The sequence below is a fragment of the Desulfogranum aggregans genome (assembly GCF_055398265.1).
Genome location: NZ_AP042447.1, coordinates 3087471 through 3108315 on the forward strand (window position 1 = coordinate 3087471; position 20845 = coordinate 3108315).

14 protein-coding genes and 1 tRNA gene are annotated in these 20845 nt (G+C 52.7%); 8 read left to right on the forward strand and 7 right to left on the reverse strand.

Going from position 1 to position 20845, the window contains the following annotated elements; all coding sequences use genetic code 11:
* Nucleotides 1-195 precede the first annotated feature (195 nt).
* From ACZ52Z_RS13600 to ACZ52Z_RS13620, 5 genes are all read left to right on the forward strand, one after another.
* A complete protein-coding gene (locus tag ACZ52Z_RS13600) occupies nucleotides 196-855 on the forward strand; it encodes an NAD(P)/FAD-dependent oxidoreductase (RefSeq protein ID WP_464267321.1) in 660 nt (219 codons plus the stop codon).
* 921 nt (nucleotides 856-1776) lie between these two features.
* Complete coding sequence (locus tag ACZ52Z_RS13605) at nucleotides 1777-2802, forward strand: ATP-grasp domain-containing protein (RefSeq protein WP_464267322.1); 1026 nt, start codon at nucleotides 1777-1779, stop codon at nucleotides 2800-2802.
* Nucleotides 2803-2842: 40 nt separating this feature from the next.
* Complete coding sequence (locus ACZ52Z_RS13610) at nucleotides 2843-6547, forward strand: WD40 domain-containing protein (RefSeq protein WP_464267323.1); 3705 nt, start codon at nucleotides 2843-2845, stop codon at nucleotides 6545-6547.
* A gap of 376 nt (nucleotides 6548-6923) precedes the next feature.
* Nucleotides 6924-8153, forward strand: coding sequence for a hypothetical protein (locus tag ACZ52Z_RS13615; RefSeq protein ID WP_464267324.1), 1230 nt, complete (start codon nucleotides 6924-6926; stop codon nucleotides 8151-8153).
* Between the two features lie 241 nt (nucleotides 8154-8394).
* Nucleotides 8395-8640 carry a hypothetical protein gene (locus tag ACZ52Z_RS13620; protein ID WP_464267325.1) on the forward strand — a complete coding sequence of 82 codons (246 nt, stop codon included), beginning with the start codon at nucleotides 8395-8397 and terminating at the stop codon, nucleotides 8638-8640.
* A gap of 521 nt (nucleotides 8641-9161) precedes the next feature.
* Here ACZ52Z_RS13620 and ACZ52Z_RS13625 read toward each other — a convergent pair.
* Together ACZ52Z_RS13625 and ACZ52Z_RS13630 are read right to left on the reverse strand one after the other, a co-directional pair.
* A tRNA-Arg gene (locus tag ACZ52Z_RS13625) sits at nucleotides 9162-9238 on the reverse strand.
* Nucleotides 9239-9362: 124 nt separating this feature from the next.
* The gene (locus ACZ52Z_RS13630) at nucleotides 9363-9917 is read right to left on the reverse strand and encodes a DUF309 domain-containing protein (protein ID WP_464267326.1); all 555 of its coding nucleotides are present in this window, start codon (nucleotides 9915-9917) and stop codon (nucleotides 9363-9365) included.
* 215 nt (nucleotides 9918-10132) lie between these two features.
* Here ACZ52Z_RS13630 and ACZ52Z_RS13635 point away from each other — a divergent pair, with 215 nt between their 5' ends.
* From ACZ52Z_RS13635 to ACZ52Z_RS13645, 3 genes are read left to right on the forward strand one after another with little or no spacing between them, the layout of a single operon-like run.
* Nucleotides 10133-11014: a DMT family transporter gene (locus tag ACZ52Z_RS13635; protein WP_464267327.1), complete on the forward strand. Its 882-nt coding sequence runs from the start codon at nucleotides 10133-10135 to the stop codon at nucleotides 11012-11014.
* 18 nt (nucleotides 11015-11032) lie between these two features.
* Nucleotides 11033-12262, forward strand: a complete 1230-nt coding sequence (locus tag ACZ52Z_RS13640) for an exonuclease SbcCD subunit D C-terminal domain-containing protein (protein WP_464267328.1) — start codon at nucleotides 11033-11035, stop codon at nucleotides 12260-12262.
* A gap of 3 nt (nucleotides 12263-12265) precedes the next feature.
* Entirely contained in the window at nucleotides 12266-15937 is a 3672-nt protein-coding gene (locus ACZ52Z_RS13645; protein WP_464267329.1) for an AAA family ATPase, read from the forward strand.
* Between the two features lie 22 nt (nucleotides 15938-15959).
* On the opposite strand, the gene ACZ52Z_RS13650 is transcribed toward ACZ52Z_RS13645, so the two are convergent.
* From ACZ52Z_RS13650 to amrA, 5 genes are read right to left on the reverse strand one after another with little or no spacing between them, the layout of a single operon-like run.
* Nucleotides 15960-17099: an AI-2E family transporter gene (locus tag ACZ52Z_RS13650; protein WP_464267330.1), complete on the reverse strand. Its 1140-nt coding sequence runs from the start codon at nucleotides 17097-17099 to the stop codon at nucleotides 15960-15962.
* A 48-nt stretch (nucleotides 17100-17147) separates the two neighbouring features.
* Entirely contained in the window at nucleotides 17148-18443 is a 1296-nt protein-coding gene (bioA, locus tag ACZ52Z_RS13655) for an adenosylmethionine--8-amino-7-oxononanoate transaminase (protein ID WP_464267331.1), read from the reverse strand.
* The gene (gene bioB, locus ACZ52Z_RS13660; protein ID WP_464267332.1) at nucleotides 18433-19419 is read right to left on the reverse strand and encodes a biotin synthase BioB; all 987 of its coding nucleotides are present in this window, start codon (nucleotides 19417-19419) and stop codon (nucleotides 18433-18435) included. The genes bioA and bioB overlap by 11 nt, the downstream gene beginning before the upstream one ends.
* A 6-nt stretch (nucleotides 19420-19425) precedes the next feature.
* Nucleotides 19426-20064: a YkgJ family cysteine cluster protein gene (locus ACZ52Z_RS13665; protein ID WP_464267333.1), complete on the reverse strand. Its 639-nt coding sequence runs from the start codon at nucleotides 20062-20064 to the stop codon at nucleotides 19426-19428.
* Between the two features lie 12 nt (nucleotides 20065-20076).
* Nucleotides 20077-20649 (reverse strand): AmmeMemoRadiSam system protein A, encoded by a 573-nt coding sequence (amrA, locus tag ACZ52Z_RS13670; protein ID WP_464267334.1) that lies wholly within the window; start codon nucleotides 20647-20649, stop codon nucleotides 20077-20079.
* Nucleotides 20650-20845: the final 196 nt, after the last annotated feature.

Consider the following 20845-nt stretch of genomic DNA (forward strand, 5'->3'; position numbering starts at 1 on the left):
CATTTCCGGCTTGACCAGGAACCCACATCGCTACGTCAGAATTATTCCAAACGAGCCCAAGTCAAGCAAAGACCTGCCCCCCGCTCTTTAATCACGATCAACTGCTTGTGCGTACAATTGAATTTACCAATGGACACACATATAGTAATCTGATGCCATTGTCATTTTACACTGACCTGAATAGGGAGAGAAAGAATGCTTAAAGATGGCGAAAAAGGCGTAATACTGCAACGTGACAAGAAAACATATGGCATCGCTCCTCACATACCAGGTGGTCTACTGACCACTGAAATGCTGGAAAAATTCACTGCTGTCGCACAAAAATATGAGACTGCAACCCTTAAAATCACCAGTGCTGCCCGTATTGCTATCTTGGGTATTCGCGAGGAAGAAATCGATAAAATCTGGAATGAACTTGGTTTTGATCCCGGTCACGCCGTCGGCTTGTGTGTTCGCAGTGTAAAAGTTTGCCCTGGCACTGATTTCTGCAGGCTCGCTAAACAAAACAGTATTGAGCTGGGTCTCAAATTAGACGCTAAATATCATGGCCTGAAGTTGCCAAGTAAAATGAAAATGGCTGTGAGCGGCTGCAAAATACAGTGTGGAGAAAATTGTATCAAGGATATCGCGCTCTACGGCACCAAGGATGGCTGGACTGTTCAGGTTGGCGGCATGGGTGGTATTCGCCCCAGGCTATCTGATATACTCATTGAAGATGTTTCACAGGAAAAAGCTGAGACAGTCGTGGCAAAAGCAATTGAATATTACAAGGAAAATTCAAAACCGCAGCGCCTTGGTAATTTCATAGATAAAATAGGGCTTGAAACATTTCGAGAAGCCGTATTGAACACCTAAAAAAGAGTACATAGTAATCTAATCAGTATGAAAACAGTGGCTAATACCCTTTTTTTTAGCGTTCAAAAAATTACAGTCCATTTCCTCAATTCTATTAAATGCCGGCGCACATCTATTTAGGCAAGAGGACTTTCAGTCCGCCGTCAACCCACCGACTTGTAGTCGGTGGTCGTTCAGTATATTTTGACGTACTCAATATTTCTCAGGATTCACTGGCTTGTCCAGCAAAGTGTAGTATGAAACTCGAAGTGGCAATGTAATTATATAGGGAACCCTGCAAGTTAAGACTATTCCTGTCGATTTCCGAAACTACCCCCTGATGAAGGTAATCTGAACAAGATTATGCTACCTAAAACGGTAGCAGGTAAGCCATTTGAGGTATGACTTAATCTTATTCAGCAATTGCTACGGAACATTAAACTGCTCCAAAACTCCGATCTCTATGCCCGGTAACAGCTGCCAGAAGGGGAATCTTCAACCACTTTTCTTTTCCATCGGATGATATGGCAACATTACTTGCCAGAGCCCTTACCACTTGTTCTTATGTTGGAAGGGTGGCGGCAAACCCCTTAATTATATGGGGTATGGAGCAATACTTCTGGGAGGATATAGAGCTAGAAACCTATCTGTCTGACTGGGGCATGACAGGAATAGCCTGTCAAGGCATAACTCAGCATCCCGGCTGAGCTAACCATTTTGCCCACCTACCTGAAAGTTGCAGCTCCATGATGATTGATGTATCATGGCTTTATATCGTGAGAGTTACGTCGAAACTGTATAACAATAAAATGATACAATTTGGAGAGAAGCAAGTCACAAATCGTGATGAAATATAGCCAAAAGACGGGTCGGTCGCCTTTGGTTGGTGAAAAATTGAAAATGCCCTGATTTTGGCCACACGGCAAGATGGAGTTGAGTGCCATGTCCAAGACACTTTTTGAACGCGTAGTCATTATCAACCCAAATGACTCCGACATCGTTCCACAGTTCGGTGATGCGGCAGTCGCCAATCGTATCACCCAGGCCCTTGACCGCCTGGGCATAGAAGTAGACAATCTTTACTACGACAATTTCCCAGACCTCTCCGAAAAAATCTGCACTCTTAACAGCCAAACCATCGTCATGCCGAATGGCATGCACGTCGAATCTGACTCAAGCGCGCCGCTCATGGTATCTGTACTGGATGCATACGGCCTTGCCTACATTGGTTCGGATGCCTCAGGCATGGCTACGTTAAGCAAAATTTGGATGAAGATAGCTTTGCGCGCTCACGACATCCCCACTTTGCCATACGTCGTTTTTCCAGGCTCTGGTGCAGCTCGATTTGTTGCCACCGCAGGCCAATCATTTGTCTTAAAACCTGAGTTTGGAGCAAACAGCGAGGGGGTCACCCATGTCGAATCCACTGAGATGCTGGCCGCGGCTTCAAGCCTGCACGATAAGAATGCTGAGCGCGTCCTGATCGAACCATGGGCCCGAGAAGGCGAATATACGGTGGCGGTGCTTCAAAGTGCATCAGGACAACTGGTAACCGTACCCCTCAAAATAGTTTTGGCGGAGGGCGATTCATTTCTCAGTCGCGAGGTGAAACTGCTTCGAGTTGCAGAAACGCATCGACGTGTAACTGATCAGCAACGTCATGCTGAGCTATGCAAACTTGCAGCAAAGGCTTTCCATGCCTGCCATCTACGCGACTTGGCACGCATAGACATCCTTGAGTCGCAAACTGGAGAATTAGTCGTGATAGACGTAAATCCCCATCCAGGCTTCAAACCGGGTCCACACCGGCCCAGTTATTACCCCGCAGCATTCGAGTTCGAATATAACTGGTCGTATGAGGACCTTATTCTCTGTCTTATTGGTAATTGCGCTGAGCGCACCCGTATGGACCTCCCTCCCCATTTATCGGAGCAATTATCGATGCTGTCTTCCCCTACCCCAACGTAACTAGACGGCCACAGCGCACCACATGCGCTGAATACTAGATATGACGCCCCAAATCTTCATTTCTCACTCCAGCAAAGACGCCGACTACACCCACTCCCTGGCAACCTTTCTTGTAGAGTACGGAATCCCTATCTGGATCGATTATCACATCTGCCCGGGTACAGAGTGGGAACTTGAACTGGAACAGCGTCTCCAAGACTGCGCAGCGGTCATCGTAGTCGTAACGCCGAATTCGCTGCGGTCTGAATGGGTATGCCGCGAAATCGATATTGCCTCACGCCTTAACAAACCATTATTCCCGCTGTTATTGGAGCAAAACGTTTTCGAACACTCCGATGATAGGGGGTGCCACCTTAAGCTCCAGGCCGTCCAGTTCGAGTGTGTTTCCCCAACCCTCTTACCATCCAGGAATTTCGTCCAAAGACTAACAGCGCTGCGCCCAGCACGCACCACACCATTGTATGACCTCTCATCCAGATCAGGTTCGACAATGAGCAAATGCCCAGAGCGTCTGCCGGGCAGGGCAGAACCTCTTGAGCGCCTTGGAACGGCCATGCAGAGCTATACGAATGGATTAGTCGTGGACTTGGTCGGGCCAGGCGGAATCGGCAAGACTTCCCTTGCAAGAATGCTCGCCGATTTGGCTAACGGGCATTTCGAAGCCGTTTTCTGGATATCCTATCTCAATCCGCCGGAACCGCTCAGCTGCTTATCGACCATCGCACTCACTCTGAACATCGAAGGAATGAACACCTCCATAGCCCCCATGAGCGCTATCGAATCATTGGTTATCCGGGTCTTAAGCGAAAAGCGCTGCTTATTCATTTTTGACAATGTCGAAACCGTGGTCTCAGGGGACGGTGCAGGGCGGCGATTCGACGAAAAACATCATTCTCTTCTTTCAACTGCCAGGAACCAACCCGGAAAAAGCTGCCTGCTATTCACGAGCAAGATCCGTCTGCCCGCGCCAACAGCAGATTGGATTGATGAATATTTACCGGGTGTCGATATTAATGCCGCTTTGCGCCTTATTGAAGACGACGGTCTTGTTATGGAACGAGAGCAGGTTGTATCACTTACGCATTACTATGCAGGCAACCCCTATGCACTTCTCCAGGCTGCACGCCAAACCTCGTACCTAAGGGAGGAGCAGAAAAGTGATGCAGATATCCACCTTCCCGATAAGATTATCGAACTCATCCAGCATCAGCTGGAAAATGCCCCACCGGCTTTGCGGGTTGGCCTTGAATATCTTGCACTAGCTCGCGGAGAACCTGACATCAAGGAACTGACGCGTGTCCTCCAGTTCGTGTCACCAGAATATACAGCTATCGACGTTTTGCAGGATATTCGCCTGAGCGGATGGCTATCCCCAGCTAATAGTCACCTGCCGCCGGTCGCTGTTGAGGCGATATCTGAAATATTGCGAGAACGAATTATCGGGGAGTTGCATCGCAAAGAACTCAAGACGCTCGGTTACCTCCCCCTGCTGCCGGCCCGACAAACCGAGGCCTTTCGTCTCCCGACTCAACGCGCGGTACTGGATCATTTAGCCAAAACACTTCAAGCAGGAGACAAGAATTTACCTGCCGATCAATTGCTGTTAAGCATGATTAAATTGGCAGGGGCATCGACTGACAACTATGCTTTGGGTAATCTGCTCAACCTTCTGTCTCGGGTGACAGAAACTATCGAGAGCCTCAGCCTAGTCGGAGCGACAATTCGAAACGCAGATTTTCGTAATCATCAATTGCACGCGCTTGATTTGCGTGACGTACACTTTCATGACGTGCAGTTTAACCTGGACCTGGAGGGTGTAACTTGCCTCAGATTCAGTCCCGACGGCCGTCGCATTGCAGCCGGGACCGCAAACGGAGACATACACCTGGTTAATGCCAGAACTGGTGAAATCGTTAGCCGCTGTGTTGGCCACCATGATGTGGTCGCTGATATGGTCTTTACACAAGACTCGGCAAGCTTGGTCACTGCAAGCGACGACGGCACCGCACGTTTCTGGGATTGCTTAACCGGAACCTGCTTCCGGGAACTCTCAAAAGATTACATTCGACTGAATGCGGTTGCAATATGCGGTGATGATTCTTTACTTGCCGCAGGTGGTCTCCATGATGCGGTTTTCGTCTGGCAGAATGATGACCTGATCAAATGCCTGCCAATAACGAACGGCAGCCGTGAAGGACAGCCAACCGTACACGTCCGCTCCTTAGCATTTCACTACACCAATCAACTTCTTGCAGCAGGATGCAGTGATGGCGGCATCAGGGTCTGGGATTTTACCTCAGGTACACTCATCTTCGCTTCGGCACGCTTGGGCGGCGCCGTCGAATCCGTTTGCTTCGGGGTGAAGTCAAATATATTAATGGCGTCAGTGAGGCGACCTCCGAAGACCTATACCTTTGACCTTGAACAATATCGCGAAATCGACACATATCCATTGTTCAAACGAGCCGGTGCATTATCCTTCTCACGGGACGGTGACAAGGCAGTTAATCTTAGAAATGATCATTTATTAGAACTCATCGATACCTCGGCCGGAACTACACGAAACCTGCCGGTTCTTCAACAGCGAATCCAGTTCTGTGATGTGAGTTCGGAGGCAGGGCTGGTCGCTGCGGGCGGTGACAGTCATACGCTCAACGCCTGGGACGGATCGACGGGTCAACTGATTTGGACACTACAAGGCTACAGCCGTTGGGTGAAAGCCGTAGATTTCAGTCCGGATAGCAGAATGGTCGCGTGTTGCTCCGACGACGAGACCATTCGCGTCTGGGATATCGGAAATCGAGTGGTCGTTCATACTCTCCGCCCACACAAAGGCCATATACGCCACATTTGTTTTTTGCCGGTAAAAGGTACGCTCCGCATAGTCAGCGGAAGTGACGATGGCTATATCATAGTTTCAGATTTGGAGAGTGGTACATCAGAACGCTTTGGCCCTCATGCGGCGGGTATTTGGGCAGTAGCAGCGAGCAGAGACGGTCAGTTTATTGCTGCGGGCTGTCGTCAAGGTCAGATACGGGTCTGGTCACATGGCTCCTCACGGCCGATTACCATCGATGGCAGTGCGCATGTGAATGTACGAAGCGTTGCTTTCAATTCCAGAGGAAACCTCCTGGCTTCATGCGGCGAAGACAACCGGGTGCGTATCTGGAATCGCAACACGAATGAGGAGATGCCCGGCGTCCTCCACCAGGCTCCAGTGTGGTCGGTGCACTTTTCCCCGCCGTCAAGATTTTTTGGCGAGTTTACTGCCAGCTCCGGGGAAGACGGTGTTGTTCGTGTATGGTCTTTGCAGCGATCGAGAGAAATAGCGACATTGCGAGGTCACAAGGATACAGTCTGGAGTGTACGATTTTCTCAAGATGGAAAATGGTTGGCCAGTGCCTCCTCCGACAGGACCGTGCGTCTTTGGCGTTTTAAACGATTTCTGTGGCCATGGGATCAACGATTGAAGACTCAGTATCGCGGTGAACCGCAAAATGCTGTTGACCTTGAACATGAGGATTGGGCCCGCGCTGTGGCCTTTTCGCCCAACGGCAGATTTTTGGTGAGCGGAAGCCACGACGGGAGCCTTCATTTGCGCACGTTGCTGGATCGAGAACGCCTTTCCTTGCCCGTTTTACGCCCCTACGAAGGTACGGATATTCGCAACAGCAGTGGACTTTCCAGTGCACAACGAATGTCACTAAAACGTCTCGGTGCTGTTACCGAAGAACCTTTCCCTTAATACCTCAAGTCAACGCCCTTTTCGCCCAAGCACGCTTAGACTGTTTAAAAAGTCTCGTTTTTTAGGGCTGGAAGGATATCAAGTTCTTTACATTATTCAAACTTCAAACGCTAAAACGTTACCGTGAACGATTTTGAAGATCATTTCTTATAAAATGCAGGGAAGAATGGTTGAATGTGCCGTGTAACCTGTCATATGGAATAACAATATTGCCGCTCAATCCCGGAAAGTCTGATACCGGAAAGAAACAGGAAGTATATAAACCAGCAAAATTAATAAACCGATTTAGATTGCCAATGGTTTAACAAGTATCATAAAATTAAGTATTACGAGAATAATTTGTTAGTGATAATTAACTGTATACGCTGGGGGGAATATGTCTGGGACGAGTAAAGCCGTTGCCTTTTATGTGCAATTTTATCGAATAGTTAAACGTGATCCTGCCATAACCACAGTTGTTTCATTTTTCATTGGAGTGATTAGTGGGTCGGTTTTAATTCGTAAAGGAATAATAATTGCTGTAATTGTATTACTAGTAATTCTGGTCATCCGCTTGGGGCGCAAGCTTAAGCAAGAAAATCGTATGAATGAGGTCGAACGGTCGTTAATTCGACCGAACCCTGTTGCACTTAAAAGGGTTTCTACAGAAAATGAAGCTTGCCTAATCGTGGGCGATGCAATTGAAGTGCTTCCACATTCGACACTCCAATCTAAAAGTGATATGTCCAATATCGGATGGAATCCAGGCGATGTAATAGTGGATTTCAATAAAAAACTCTTCTCAGTTGATGAAATACTTAGCAAATGTGGTGGCAGAAAGGAGTTTGATCCTCCTTCTGGACGTAAATTTTGTTTAACATCTCGTTCAATAGGAGGTACTGACGACTCTTTAAAGCTTGCAGTTGAAGAAACAGATTTTTTTACAATTCAGTCTGTTCGCCCACAAGTTGAATCATCCAGCGATTTTAGATCTTCTTGGGGAAGTCTCACACCGTCAAAGAACCGTATTCCACACAGCCTATGCTTACATTTTCTAGTTCGGTTTTCGGACGGGTCGCTGCTAGCATTACACAACGATCCTAGCAAAGCATATGAGGGTGGTAGTTGGTCTGTTTCAGCTGAAGAACAGATAAAGAAAACTGACATTGATGATGACCGCCCGATTGAGCACCATTTTCGCCGAGCACTATTAGAGGAGGTGTTTGGCCTTTCTAACGATCAGAAACCAGTTAACAAAAGGTGGGAGGAAGTAGAACATCTGGTCCAAGGATTAAGGATATACTCACTTTTCGTGGAGGAAAGAATAAATAATTTTTGTTTACTTGGGGTGTGTCAACTCGTAGTCAATTGTGATGCTTTTGTTAAATGGACACAATCAAAAATCCTTGAAGGCGAATATAGCAGGGATAAAGAGGGTAAAATGTACTGGTTACCGGAATCAGAAGTTGAAAAACTGTTTGCTGAAGATGCTGGACATGCGATATGGGTGTTTGGGGATTCCTCCAAGTTGGTAACTGGTAAGGAACTTCACCCAACGAGCAGATATCGATTGTATCGGCTACTAAAAGCCGTTGGTGGTGGAATTTATAGAGGCTCCAATACTTAACTGATTTAACTTAGCGCTTCGGACCAGTCTAACAAATGCGCCAGTCGCATGGCTTACCTACTACGCCAGCTTTCCTTACAGATGAGCCCCTCTGTTAACATGGCCACATCAAAGATAAATAGTTCTGACTTTCCCTACGACTTGAGGTTATTCCTGTATATACGTAATAAAAACGAGACCGAGAATATGGTAAAATAAGGTCATCAACATCCTGTTTTTTTGAAGGAAGAAGGAGGACGTGATGACCAATTCACTCAATTTCCCAGCAAAACATTACCCTACTGATTGGCTCCAATCAGTCCATTCAACCAACCACTCTTTGCTCATTCCGCTTCAGGACAATGCAGCCCTTGAAGCAGAATCCTTACGGACCTTGTTCGCACCTTCTGCCGGTGCCCTGTATGTGTACCGTCCCAGTAAACGACGACAGGCCTTCAATAAAGCACCAAACAAGCTTGACAGAAAACGTTTTGATGACAAAAAATAGAGGTAGGTAACAGATTAATCTAAAAGAGAAAACAGGATCTATTATGTATATAGACTGTATATATGAACGGGCAGAGCTTGAACAAATATCTTGTCCAGGAAGGCTAAGCTTGGGTGTACACGAAGTATTGCAAAAAGAGCTTCTGTCCCACCTGGAAGGGCATTGAAACCTTTGCACGGTTGCAAAATAAAGGAATGTGGAACGATCCGCACATTATACCGCCTTGGGAGTGGAGGCACCAGAAACGAACTAATCAAAGCCCACAGGGAAGCAATGTGCCCGGACCATATCACGGAAACGTGAAAAGCAAATCGTTTCACCGTGAATCATGCAAGTACTTCAACTGCAAAAACTGTACGGGGGGATTTGATAGCAGGGAAGCGGCTATTGCGGCAGGGTATCACCCTTGTGGAGGATGTAAGCCGTAAGGACGTTGACCGAATATGCTTACAATGCGCTTACAACTTATTCACCAACAAAAAAAGCAGCTACCTCTTAAAGAGATAACTGCTTGATATAACTGGCACACCCGGCAGGATTCGAACCTGCGACTCTCGGATTCGAAGTCCGATGCTCTATCCAGCTGAGCTACGGGTGCGCGAGAATGCTGTGGTGATTGCTGTGCAGGATCGAATCTTCCTGCGGTCAGCGTTTCAGGACCGTGAATATTACCCGTTCATCCTCGGAAGTCAACCCCGTTTCTACGGGCCCACGAAAAAAAGCTATTCCTTGCAGGAGGGAGTGACCAGCAGGAGAGGCGGTTGTCGATCAAGACGCTCCAGGGCTTGGAGCAGGAGACCCGGATCCGTATAGGCGGCAAGGCGATCGCGGTTCTCTTTGAGTACCGGGACAGCCTTGGAGGCAATTTTCACCGCTGGGGCATCGTACCCGTGTTCCAGCTTGATATAGACTCCAGCTGCACGGATCATGGCCTGAAGCAGCTTTTTTTCCTTGCCCTCGGCACCAAGCCAGGCGTGCTCGAGGATTTCGTGCACCTCAAAAAACAGGCCCATGTCCCAGAGGACCAACCCCTGCCACAGGGCATCTGTGTTGCTGCTGGAGGCGATTTTTTCCAGTGCCTGGCCATACCGCTCTATTCGATCATTGATATAGGCTTGATAACAGGGGGCAAGCTCTCTGCTCAGGAACGCATCAGCAACCGCCTGTGCAGGCGCCAGGCTTTTCTCCTTGAGGACCGCCACCAGCGACTCTGATAAATCGTTGCGGATATCCCGGCTTAAACGATCCATAAACGGTTCAAATTTTTTTTCTTTCATTGTCTCCGCCCTACAGGAAAAAGAATGGATAAGTACCGTGTTTTACGCTAAACATAGCAGCGGCAGCAGGGCCATGCGCCTTCCACCTCAGGCGTTCCCAGCGTACTGCCTGGCAGAAAGCAGGCTTATGCTGGCACCATACACCTATATTTTTTTTGATAAAACAGATTTTTCACCTTCGCTCTCACGCTCTCATCCAGCCGCGACGATCAATAATGCCCTACATTCTCCTCGTTCTCACCACCCTGTTCTGGTCCGGCAACTTTGTTCTCAGCAGAGGCATGCATGCCTCGATCCCCCCCCTGGGCTTGTCGTTCTGGCGCTGGACGGTTGCCCTGGCTATTCTCTGTTTTTTTGCCGTTCATCACCTGTGGCGGGAACGACACATCGCCCGGCAGCACCTTCGATTCATCACCATTCAGGGATTGCTGGGGGTAACCGGGTTCAACAGCCTGGTCTACCTTGCCATGCAGACCACCACCGCCATCAATGCCGTGCTGGTCAACTCCTGTGTTCCCATCCTGATCGCTCTTGCCTCCTGGCTGATGTACCGCGAACTGCTAACCATTCGTCAGGCCGTTGGCATCTGCGTGTCACTGGGCGGCGTAGTGCTGATCATTGCCCGGGGCCACCTCACCACCCTGTTTCAGGTTGAGTTCAATCACGGAGACATTTATGTCTTTATTGCCGCGATCCTCTGGGCCCTGTATTCGACCAACCTCAAAAGTTACCCTCAGAGACTGCACCCCCTTGCCTATCTTTCCGGCATTGTTATGGTCGGGTTGATCGGTCTTTTACCGTTCTATGTGATGGAGTTGCTTCAGCATCGCTACATCCCGCTTACCGCCGCCTCTGTGGTCACCATTTTTTACGTGGCAGCCTTTGCCTCTGTGCTGGCCTTTATTTTCTGGAATCGGGCAGTACGGACTATCGGTGCCAACAAAGCAGGACCGTTTGTCCACCTTATGCCGGTGTTCAGTACCATTCTTGCGGTCATTTTTCTGGGCGAGACCCTGACCGGGTATCATATCCAAGGCATGCTGCTGATTTTCACCGGTATTGTGTTGACGACATTCCGGATCAGGCAGCCGCACTGACGCGACCGATATCCAGCCATGCGCTTTCTCCACACCTCAGACTGGCATATCGGCCATCGCCTCTATGGCCGCAAGCGCTACCAGGAATTCACCCTCTTTCTAGAATGGCTCGCCCGTTACATTGAACAGCATCCTGTTGATGCCTTACTTGTCTGCGGCGATATCTTTGATTCGACCACCCCGGGTAACCGAGCCCTGAGCCTCTACTACGGCTTTCTTCATCGAATTGCCCAGTCTTCGTGCCGCACTGTCATTATTATCGCCGGCAACCATGACTCACCTACCCTGCTCGAGGCGCCGAGGGATCTGCTGCGTCAGATCAATGTTCATGTGATCGCTGCACCCCGCAACCGACTCGAGGAACAAATTATGGTGGTGCAGGGAAGCAGCAAGGCCGACAAGATGATCGTCTGCGCAGTTCCCTTTCTCCGTGATCGGGATATCCGTCTCGCCGAGGCAGCGGAGGATATGGACACCAAGTCGGAAAAACTGACCAACGCCATTGGTGAGCACTACCGCCGGATCTGTGCTGTCGGTGAAACCGTGCGGACCGAACTTGGCGGGAAGGTACCGTTGGTAGCCATGGGTCACCTGTTTACCGCCGGCGGTAAAACTGTGGAAGGCGACGGGGTGCGCGAATTGTACGTCGGCGGACTTGCCCACCTCCATCACAGCGGATTCCCCGCGGGTATCAACTACCTGGCTCTTGGGCATCTGCACATCGCCCAGCGGGTCGGGGGCAAAGAACATTACCGCTATAGCGGCTCCCCCCTGCCCATGGGGTTCAACGAGGCAAGGCAGCAAAAGGTCATTCTTGATGTCTCCATGGACAGAGAACTGCTTGAGGTCGTGCCGGTGCAGGTCCCCTGTTTCCAGCAACTGGTAAAGATCGAAGGTGACGTGAACACCCTGGTGCAGTCAATCAAGGAGCTTGCGGCCTCAGGGAGCAACGCCTGGCTGGAACTGTGCTACAACGGGAATATGGAATCCGCCAGATTACGGGAAAAGCTCCAGGATGCCGTAGCCGACAGCTCGCTCGCCATCCTGCGCATCCGCACGGCTCACTTCAACGCCGCACGCCTTCAGCAGGAAAATCCTGAAGAAGCCCTTGATAGGTTGTCTGTGGAAGAGGTCTTTGAACGCTGCCTCCTGCAGTCGCCCTTCCCCCCGGAAACTTTTCCGGAACTGCGTCAGACCTTTCAACAAGTGATCACCGATCTTCATCAGGAGGACGGTGAGGAAGACTAGGCCATGCGTATCCTCAAACTCCATCTCCGCAACCTCAACTCCCTGGTGGGTACCTGGAGTATTGACTTCACCGCCCCTGCCTACGCGGCGGACGGTATCTTTGTCATCACCGGCCCCACCGGTGCCGGAAAAACCACCTTACTCGATGGCATCACCCTGGCGCTCTTCGGCTGTACTCCGCGATTGGGGCGAGTGACCAAAACAAGCAACGAGATCATGTCCCGCTCCACTGGTGAATGCTTTGCCGAGGTGGAATTCACTACCTCTGCGGGCAGATTTCGCTGCCACTGGGGCCAGCACCGGGCTCGGCGAAAAAGCGGCGGTGAGCTGCAGCAGCATCGCCATGAAATTGTCGACGCCCGAACCGGGAAGGTGCTGGAAAATAAAATTCGGGAAGTTGGCTCACTGGTCGAAGAGCTTTCCGGCCTCACCTACGAACAGTTCACCCGCTCAATCCTGCTCGCCCAAGGGCAGTTTGCCGCTTTTCTCCATGCCGATGCAAGTCAGCGTGCGCCAATCCTTGAACAGATAACCGGAACAGAAATATACAGTCGGCTCTCTATCGCCGTCCACGAGCGTACGGCAGAGCAGCGTTTGAAAACCGACCTGCTCAGGGCAGAAACCGGCATGATCACTGTCCTGTCAGCGGAGCAGGAACACTCCCTGGAAGAAGAGTTACAGGCCTGCACCGCCAGGGCGGCCAAGGCACAGTCTACCCTCACCCGTCTGAACGAGTCCATCCACCTGCTGCAGGCTGCAGAAGAGGCAGTACAGGAGCTCTTGGATGCACGCGAAACCATGGCTGCATGGCACCTGCGTGCAAAACAGGCGATCCCGGACCTGCAGCGGCTCTACCTGGCCCGCCAAGCGAAATCAATGGAAGGACCGGTCAATATCCTGCTCAGCTGCCGACAGAAAAAGAGAACCGCAGAAGAACAGTTACACCTGTGCCGGCAGGCCCTGCAGGAACACACCGAGAAAAAGCAGCAGACCGCTGCAAGGCTTTCCTCCACCGAAAAAGAGGCCCGTAACGTTGCGCTGCAGCAGGAGGAAGCCACCGGAACCATTAACCGGGTGCGGCTCCTTGACGAGAGGATCATGGAAACCGGCAACCAGCTCAAGGCCCACCGGAAAGAAAAGGCGGACCTGCAGCGGCATCAGCAGGAGGCGCGTCAGAGCCTGGCCCGACTGAAGACCGATCATGCCCGGCTCCAATCCAAAAAAACTTCGCTTGCCCGCTACCTTGAACAGCACCGTGCAGACAACAGTCTGATTGAACAGTTTTCCCGAATTGCGGTTCAGTGCAGGGAGATGAACAGCCTGGAGGAACGGCTGTGCCGAGAGCGGCAGCATACTGCCGAGCTCAGCCAAACGATCAAACAGGCAGAGCAAACCCTGGCTTCACTGCGCCAGATACACACCACAGCAAAAAACGCTCTACAGGAGCATAACCGCAGGCTCAGCGACGCCCGAAAGAACAGAAAGGAGCTGCTCGGCGAGGAAGTGCTTGTCGACCTCCAGAGGCAGGTCCAGGCACTGACCCCGAGGGTTGACACCTGCCTGGAACTACTCCGACTCCTGCCACAGCACACCACGCTCACAGAAACCAGGCGACACAAGATATCCCGGATAGAGGCCTTTAAGCGCAACACCGAACGGCTCCAGCGTCAGCTCAGGGAAAAAACCGCCAGAGAGCAGCAGCTCGTCCGGCGCCTTCATTCCCGGGAGCAAACCCAGCAGCACTACCGGCTGGTGGCAGATCTGGAGAAAGAACGTCACCGGCTGCGTTCCGGCGCACCCTGTCCTCTGTGCGGTGCCACCGAACATCCCTGGGGAGGTGAGAACCCTCAGGTGGTGGACCAAAAAGATGCCATTACCGAGGCCAGGGAAACCCTTGCCGTAGTACGCAGAGGAATTGCCGCTGACCGGCAGGCGCTGACCTCGACCGCCAAAGATACCGAGTACTTTCTGCAAAATATAGTTGAGCTCGAACAGCAACGCTGTGCAATCAGTGAGCGTATCAACCACCTGCCGTCTTTGCCTGGAGCAGTTGACCCGCTCGCCGCAGGCGAAACAGTGGTCACAGCAGTGCTGCAAAAGGCCACAGCATCCCGAGATCGTCTACAGGCACGAATTGACCGGATCCAGGAACTGGATGAACGTATTCTCCATCTGCAGGCAACAGCCGAAAAGGTCGCCGATCAGGTGCATGAGGCTGGCTACAAGGTGCGTGATGCAGAGCATCAACTGGCCGGTGCCAGCAGGGAGCAGGTGCAGCATAAGCGCACGATCGAGGAATCCTCAGGGCATCTTGAAGAATACCGACTGCAGCTCAGACGGCTGCTGCGCCCTTACGATCTTGCTTCCGACGCCCTACTGAAAACAGATCAACTCCTGGCCGACCTGAAAGAGCGACGTAACCGATGGGCGACCACCGAACAGGAATTTCGTCAACAGGAGCTGGCCCTGACCCGCTGCCAGGCCGAGCGAGAGCGGCTGCAAAACACCCGTGCACACCATGACGCCGCCGTGGAAAAAATCAATGCTGCGCTTACGGTCCTGGAAGAACGGCAGCTTCAGCTGAACAAAGAGCGTCACCAGCTGTTCGGCGACCGGCAACCCGACGAGGAAGCACGGCGATGGAAGGACAAGATCACAGCGATCGAGGCTGCAAAAGAGCAGTTGCGCCAACTGCTGATAGAACAGGAAAAAAGTGTTTCCGCTCTCATGGAAAAACAGCAGGCCCTGGTAATCGATATCGCCACCCTGCAATCGGAGGAAGCAGTACAACAGCGAGAGGTCCAGCGATTGCTCGCAGACACCGGCTTTACCGATCTCAATCAATACACTGCAGCCCTCCTTCCTCGGGAAAAACTGGAACTCTTGTCCACACTCAAGGCGTCCCTGGATCGGGAGTGGGCGGAAGCCGGTTTGCGTGTACGCGAGAAATCACTCAACCTGCTCCACCTGCGGCAGCGACAACCTGCCCGCACCGACCTTGAACAGCTCAGGCAGGAGCAGGCTGAACAGGCTGGGATGCTCGAGCAGCTCCAGCAGCAGAGAGGGGCGATAAGGGAAAAAATGGCAGAAAATGCGGCTGCCAAAAAAGCTTTGCAGGAACAGCATGCCGCACTCAACAGGCAACAGGAGACAGAGCAACGCTGGACACGGCTCCATCAGCTGATCGGGTCAGCCGATGGCAAAAAATTCCGGATCTTTGCCCAGGGCATAACTTTTGACCTGCTTATCCGCCATGCCAACAGTCATCTACGGACCATGAACGATCGCTACATCCTCCTCCGTGATCCACAGCAGCCGCTGGACCTGCAGGTGGTAGACAACTACCAGGCCGGCGAGGTCCGCTCTACCCGGAACCTCTCCGGAGGCGAGAGTTTTATCGTAAGCCTGGCGCTGTCACTGGGGTTATCATCCATGGCCAGCCACAACGTACAGATCGATTCCCTTTTTCTCGATGAAGGATTCGGCACCCTGGACGAAGAGGCGCTGGATACAGCACTCAATGCACTGACCAATCTGCAGCGCGCAGGCAAGCTGATCGGGGTTATTTCCCACGTCCACCAGCTCCAGGAACGAATAGGGCTGCAGATTCAGGTCCACCCCCAGGCTGACGGAACCAGCCTGCTCCAGGGACCGGGCTGCAGCAGGTTATCCTAGCCTAGCCACTCCATCAAGCTCCTCAGGTGTCGTCTGTTGCCACCGGCTTGGGTTCCCCTTCATCGTTTTCACCTGCAGAAACCCCCTTCCGCGGATGCAGGACAATACCAACCTCTGGCAGGTAGGCATGGAACACATTGCCGTAGATTTCCCACAGGGTAATAAACAAGGCAGCCACGATAGGACCAATGATAATACCAAGGATGCCGAACATGGAAATTCCACCCAACGTACCGAACAGAACAAACAGGTCGTGCATCTCGGTATCCTTACCCACCAGCCTCGGACGGACGAGATTGTCCAGATTTCCGGCCACAGCGCCGCAAAGCACCAGCAGTACCACCACCCCGACATAGTTGCCGGTAAGCGCGAGGATAATCAGGGCCGGCAACCAGACTATAGCTGTGCCAAAGGCGGGTATAATGGACATCACGGCCATGACTGTCCCCCAGAATACCGGCGCATGAATGCCGGCAAAGGCAAAGGCCAGACCGCAGATCGATCCCTGCATGATGCCGATGATCAAGGTCCCCTTGATGGTCGCCCCGGCTACCGAGGTAAATCGCCTGAGCAGGATCTGTTCATCCCGATCCTGGAGCGGAAGAAAATAGAGAATCCGTTCGAGCAGTACCTGACCGGAGGTAAGAAAATAGAACATGACATAGAGCATAATCACGCTGCTGAACACAGCGTTTACCGTCAACTTGGTCACCGAGGAAAGGCTGTCGATCAGGAAAGAGGAAATATTGCCCACTATCTGCCCCGCCCGCTCCAGGATCACGTCGCGATACTGGACCAGCTGATCGTAGTAGGGAATATTTTCCAGATACCCCGCCAGCAGACTTGGTTCATCAATAAAGTCCTGTATCCAGGGTGTTATCGACTGACTGACACTGACCGCCTGGGCAACAACAACCCCGATCAACAGGCTCAGGGGCACCAGCACCAGAGTGATGATGCCGACGATAATCAGGATGGAGGCCACATTCTCCCGCCCATTGAGCTTGTGGGTAAGCCAGCGGTGCAGGGGACTGGCCATAGCTGAAAACAGGGCTGCCACGAACATCGGCATCAGGAATTGCCTGATCATGCTCAGAAACAGGAGCGAAATGCCAGCCACCAGCACCAGCAGAACCACCTTGTTGACCTTTTCTTTTCTCATTGCCGCCCTTTGTCTGTTCTGGAAATAGAGGATGCGCAGAAATCCTGGCTAGGCGCCGACCGTCCTCTCGGCAGCCATGACCAGCGCCTGGGTGAGCCTGGTCAACTCCTCCGGCTGAATGATATAGGGCGGCATGATGTAGAGCAGCCGGCCAAAAGGACGTATCCAAACGCCCTGGCTGACAAAGAATTCCTGCAGCGTTGCCATATCCGATGGTTCATGGGTTTCGATCACCCCGATCCCCCCCAGCACCCGGACATCCTTGACCGTCGGCAGCTCGGCAGCCGGTGCCAGTTCACGCTGCAGCTGCTCCTCAATGACCAGGACCCGTTCCTGCCATGGGTTGTCCGTCAGTAGTCCTATGGAAGCGCAGGCCACACGGCATGCCAAGGGATTGCCCATAAAGGTCGGACCATGCATGAACACCCCGGATGGTCCTGTTGAGACCGTCACGGCGATATCCTCGGTTGCCAGGGTGGCGGCCAGGGTCATGTATCCACCGGTGATCGCCTTGCCGACACAGAGGATATCCGGCGATACCCCCGCATGATCGGCAGCAAACATTTTGCCGGTGCGACCGAAGCCGGTGGCGATTTCATCAAAGATGAGCAGCACCCCGTAATGGTCACAGAGCCTGCGCAGGCCCTTGAGGTACTGGGGATGATAAAACCACATCCCGCCCGCGCCCTGGACAATGGGTTCAACAATTACCGCCGCTATCTCCTGGGCATGCCGGGCCAGCAATGCCTCCATTTCCTGCAGGTCTTCCTCATCCCAGGCTTCACCGAACCGACACCGGGGTTTGGGCGCGAACAGCTGCTTGGGCAGAGAACGCTCGAACAGGGTATGCATGCCGGTGACAGGGTCACAGACGGACATGGCATGGAAGGTGTCCCCATGATAACCGCCGCGGATGGTCAGCAGTCGATGCTTGTCTCCCTGTCCCTTGCTATGCCAGTACTGCAGGGCCATCTTGAGCGCCACCTCCACGCTCACCGATCCGGAATCACAGAGAAATACCCGGTCAAGTCCAGCAGGGCTGATGTCCACCAGCTTGCTGCCGAGCTCCACTGCCGGGGAATGGGTAAGCCCCCCGAACATGACATGGGCCATCCTGTCCAGCTGGTCACGTGCCGCCTGGTCAAGTACAGGATGGCGGTAGCCGTGAATCACCGACCACCAGGACGACATCCCGTCAATAAGGGTTCTTCCATCCTCCAGGGTAATACGGACCCCTTTGGCTGAGGCCACCGGGAAAACCGGCAACGGACTGATCATCGAGGTGTAGGGATGCCAGAGGTGTTGTCGGTCAAAGGCAAGCATGTTTTCTGTATCAACAGGCATCCATCTCTCCTGGTTCAAAGGTAAAGCCCATGGCGCCAAGCTGTCCCAGGTCGCCGGCGATCCCTGACCCGGTGGTGGTCAGGTAGTTGCCGACGATGGCGCCGTTGGCACCGGCGGCAAAGCACCGATACTGATCCCGACCGAGTTGCTGCCGGCCGCCTGCCATGCGGATGATCGAGCGGGGATTGATGAGTCGAAAAAGCGCCACCACCGTTAACACCTCCTCGGTAGGCAGCGAGGGCAGCTCGGACAGGGGGGTACCGGGTATGGGCGTCAGAATGTTGATGGGAATCGACTGGACTGCAAGTTCCCGCAACTCAATGGCAAGGGAGATCCGGTCCGCCATGGTTTCTCCCATACCGATGATGCCGCCCGAGCAGAGGGACATCCCTGCTTCCCTGGCAATCCGGAGGGTCTCCACCTTTTCCTCCCAGGTATGGGTGGTGCAGACCTGGGGAAAGAAGTCCCTGTTGGCTTCCAGGTTGCAATGATAACGGCTCACGCCGGTTTGCACCAGGTCAGCTGCTATTGCTTCATCCAGGAGCCCGGCTGAGGTGCACATCAGCATGGAAGTGGCAGCAGCAATGTCCTGATACAATGCAGCCAGCTCATCCAGGGTTTGTCTGCTCAGGTTTCGTCCGCTGGTTACCAGGGAGAGCCGATGCACTCCATGCTCATCGTTGTCCCTGGCTATGGTCAGTGCCTCTTCTCTATCAATCAGGGAGTAAGCGTCAATACCGGTATGATGCCGTGCGGACTGGGCACAAAAACGACAGTTTTCGGTACAGTTGCCGCTTTTGGCGTTGATGATCGAGCAAAGGTGAAATCGATTGCCCAGCAGACGGCGACGGACGATATCCGCGGCCTGGAACAGTCCTTCTTTGTCTGCAGCTGCCGCCAGTTCCATGGCTGCGCCATGGTCAAGCTCTTCTCCTTGGATGACGGCCTGGGCCAGTTGATCGTATGTTCTGTTCATGGGTGACTATCGCTTCTCCGTTTTCTTGAGGCATGAGGTGATATCCTGGGGCGGACCATTGACGATCATTTCGGCAATGGTCATCTTTACCCGCGGATAAAGGTGACGAATATTGCCCAGCAATTCCGACTCAAGCATTGCCAGTTGACGAAAAAGCGGGGTCCTGTCCACCGCCGGGGCGTTGTCCGCGTCCGTATAATTTTCCTGCACTATCTCCTGACAGCGAAAGCAGCCGGGAAATCGCATCTGCTGTCCATCGGGGCGGATAAGGACTGCCGGTACGCCGTGGTTGCGGCAAATCATCAGCCGATGGCTGTAGACACCGCACAGGTGCTCTTCCAGCAGCGGGCACGGCAGCTGGGGACGGTCTCCATGGGCAAGGGCCTGCTTGCTCCCTTCCACATACTCCCGAGCCCGGGCAACGATCCGCTCCCGCTGCTCCGGCTCCAGGGCACGCAGTCCTTCCCACAGGTAGGCCCACTCCACATAGGTGTAATGCTGGAAGTAGGAATCACAACAGTTATCCGGACACCCTTCACAGGTCAAAGGGATCTGCTGGGCCACTTTATCATAAGCTTTGGCCATCCGCGCGTAGATCTCGGCAACTTTTGCCGACAGTTCGGGTGGTAGGGTTAATTCGCTCATCTGTTTCCCCGCTCAACGGGGCTCCTCAAAATATTGTACCTGGTAGGTGTGCAGCTCCAGCCCATCGTTCTGCCAGGCGGTTGGCGCCAACCCGGCCTTGAGGCAGAGGTGGCGAAGAAAATCTGCAGGCTCGGGCAGCTGTTTCCAAACCTGGGGGAGGAACGTGGCTCCTCTTCCCCCTGCTCCCCGGAGAATCACCCCGTCGATCCCCGGCTGCAGCCGTGAGAGCAGATCCGCACTGTCGGCGTAGTCGCAGGCTGATGGCTCGCTAAGCACCGAGACCTCTATGTGGAGATCGTCAAATTCATCGGCACTAACCGGTTCAAACCGGTGGTCATGAAAAGCGGCGTTCAGCGCATGTCGCTTGACGCCGGCAACAATGGATTCCGCAGCGGAAAGACTGCCGATACATCCTCGCAGCGCCTCCCGCTTGTGCAGGGTGACAAACACGCCCCGCTTTTCCTGCAATGCCGGGTGGTTCTGTTCCTCGGCAGATACAGGTTCGACAGACGGAATATGCAGCTGTTCTGCAATCACCTGCCTGGCCAACCGTACCAGTACGGCTCCCTGTTCATTGGTCAACATATTTCCTCCTTTACTGCCCCTGCAACAGCCAGCCTCCGTAATCTATTTCACTCGCTTTACCTGTCAACCTAAATATGGGGATCCAGCCGGGTGAAGGGGCTTTTCAGCAAACCCACCCCGCTCTTTACCCTTTTTTTACTGGTTGGCGACAGAACAGGCCTTATTGTTATATCTATTCACTGATGCGGAAACATGG